Raw genomic sequence first — 2,468 nt, forward strand, 5'->3', positions numbered from 1 at the left:
GATAATAGCCATATTGACCTCCGTTTCGGTTGTTGGTTGACGAGTGACCGAAACGAAGGCGGCGGGGAGCGGCACCGGGGAATGACTTCGGGCCAACATGACCCGAAGCTAACGCATAAGAACGCAAAAGCGCCCGGGCGGCATGAAGCCACACGGACGCATGAAATGACATAATAATTAAGGTTCCAACAAATTTCGCATACATAGCCGGAATAACCCGGAGGCGGAGCTATGCTTTTTTTAACTGATGTAGGTCATGGGTGCTATGAAAAAAGGCAAAAATAGACACGGCGGCAATCCTCCTATATGCCGCCGTGGATTTACACGGTGTTAGGTCGTCGTTGGTTTAGGATAGACGAAAAGAAACGGCGGCTCTGATTTTCTCAAAACCGCCGTATCAGTCGATGATACAGAAAAGCGCACGAAATCCTCTGCCCGTCAGCGGTTTTTTTCTTTTCCCCGCTGTGGAGGCAGATGTTTGAATATGCAGGTATGTTTCATGCCGCAAAGGCCACAAAACATACCATGTTAGTCATTCAATTTGAATTAGAGTTCAATTCTTGCTTTCGATGGCTTATCTTCACAATAGATAACTTTAATCGTTGTTCCCTTGTCAGGACTTTGTTTCCTGCGCCAATCCATTTTCGGCAGATGTAATCTTTGCCGTCTATCGTATATTTGACCTTGATAGTATGCGGAAAGGCTGCGCCATCCATCGCATGAACGCGGGCAGGTTTACGATTCACTTTTAACCACCATTGTTTTATAACTGAAATTACAGTTCCCATTGTTTCTTTTTCCATAAGTTATACCTCCAATGATATTTTTGATTGATGATACCTATTTTCTATTCAGCCTTTTCTTTGTTTGTAGTAAAAGCGGAACGCTGCTGCGCCGGTGGCCGCCAACTGTACCAGAATCAGCACAGCAAACAGACCGAAGCTCTCATAGTAGAACAGTTCATCCCAAAAATATAGTCTGTTCAAAGGATGCCATTTATTGTATTCTAAATTTGTAGGTAAGCTGAACGGGTAACTTACCAAGGGATAGCGGCAACAGATGTCTATCTAACCATACTACCATTGAGATCGAAAAGTATGAATTGAAGAGTACAATAATAGGGTTGATTGAGGATCAACTTTTATTTTTTGTACCTTCATGTTAGAAGCCGTTGTGGACTATTACCTAAAAATAATAGATATAACACAAAGAGAATTATTCAATCTGTCCAAGCATAACAGGAAGGAAAAGATTGAAATTCCATAGGTAGTGGCTTCGTTGACGCGACTAAGTTCAATACGGAAAAATCGGTCTGCAGGTGTGTCAAACAGAAGACACTATTTTTTTATATCTGAGACCGATTGTTTCCGATACAATTTATGGAACATTCAGCACATCATGGACAAACCAAGTCTGAGCCGTGACCATAATGGCAAATGTGCAAATAGCAAAGAGAAGTACTTCAGCCACAGCATTGACACGGCTGGATTGAAGTTGCTTTTTCAGATTGGCAGGCAAGATTCTTGACAGCAGACAATAAACTAAAAATCCAATACAGGCTCCAGCGGTATTTGTCATCAAGTCATTGATGTCGGAAGAACCCCAGCCAAACATCTGGACAATTTCAACAGCCAAAGAAAACAGAAAGCCAGTCAATGCAACCGTCTTCATGTGATGATATTTCTTGTACAGCAGCGGCAGGAAAAATCCCAACGGGACAAACAGAATAATATTCAGAATGGTATCAATTGGCCCAGTTATCATACCGATAAATGGAGTCCAAGAAATGTTCGGGCGAAAGGTCATTGTGCTTGTAAAGCCGATGCCTGTGACGGTCAAAAGTCCGAATAAATAATAACCAAAAACAAACACTGCAGCGGTATGGAGAAAACTTTGTGTTCTCCCCAATTTTTTGAGCCACAAGAAATACAGTACGAAGACTGGAACCATAAACACATACCCACTAATTGAGCGGATGAGAATATCAGAAATTGGTATCATTATTATCTCCTTGTCAAATTCAAATTTATTGCCCATTCCAGCATTGAGCATTTTCTCATAAAGCAAACAGAATACTGTCATTAGTAACGACGGTATTCCCATAATGCTAATCGTAAGTCTAATTGTTCAATGTCGATTAGACATTCACTTTTACATTTTGGACAAAAGAGAGGAAAATTTTTAAGTACGGTATCTTCCCGAATTTTGTCGCGTGTTTTATTCCCGCAGACTGGGCAGCGGATGAACTCTGTTTTCTCCATATTGTTCACTCCGAATTGCGATCATTCTTTTTCTTATCCCGATATTTCCGTATGAGTTTATTACGGATAGGAACGCCAACACCAATCAAAAGCACAACTGCCAAAATTGTGAAATCCATACAATCACCTCACATTTCCTTATTCTTCATAACCCGAATGGACAAGAAGATTGAAACCGCATACATCACGACAATAGCAAAAACCGCA

Annotated in this window: 5 protein-coding genes; all 5 read right to left on the reverse strand. The window is 41.2% G+C overall.

Features of this window, described 5'->3' with window-relative positions:
- Positions 1 to 205, reverse strand: a 205-nt coding sequence (locus tag DW965_RS19465) for a hypothetical protein (RefSeq protein WP_207666216.1), incomplete at its 3' end; no start/stop codon positions are given.
- Between the two features lie 331 nt (positions 206 to 536).
- Positions 537 to 803: a sugar ABC transporter permease gene (locus DW965_RS18470; RefSeq protein ID WP_243036689.1), complete on the reverse strand. Its 267-nt coding sequence runs from the start codon at positions 801 to 803 to the stop codon at positions 537 to 539.
- A 48-nt stretch (positions 804 to 851) separates the two neighbouring features.
- The gene (locus tag DW965_RS20470; RefSeq protein ID WP_256186109.1) at positions 852 to 986 is read right to left on the reverse strand and encodes a hypothetical protein; all 135 of its coding nucleotides are present in this window, start codon (positions 984 to 986) and stop codon (positions 852 to 854) included.
- A 391-nt stretch (positions 987 to 1,377) separates the two neighbouring features.
- Positions 1,378 to 2,001 carry a VanZ family protein gene (locus DW965_RS18475; RefSeq protein ID WP_025580950.1) on the reverse strand — a complete coding sequence of 208 codons (624 nt, stop codon included), beginning with the start codon at positions 1,999 to 2,001 and terminating at the stop codon, positions 1,378 to 1,380.
- Between the two features lie 80 nt (positions 2,002 to 2,081).
- On the reverse strand, positions 2,082 to 2,261 hold the full coding sequence (locus DW965_RS18480; protein WP_074021989.1) for a cysteine-rich KTR domain-containing protein: 180 nt from the start codon (positions 2,259 to 2,261) through the stop codon (positions 2,082 to 2,084).
- Positions 2,262 to 2,468: the final 207 nt, after the last annotated feature.

Origin of the sequence: Blautia sp. AM47-4, assembly GCF_003479865.1 — a bacterium.
GTDB lineage: Bacteria > Bacillota > Clostridia > Lachnospirales > Lachnospiraceae > Fusicatenibacter > Fusicatenibacter saccharivorans.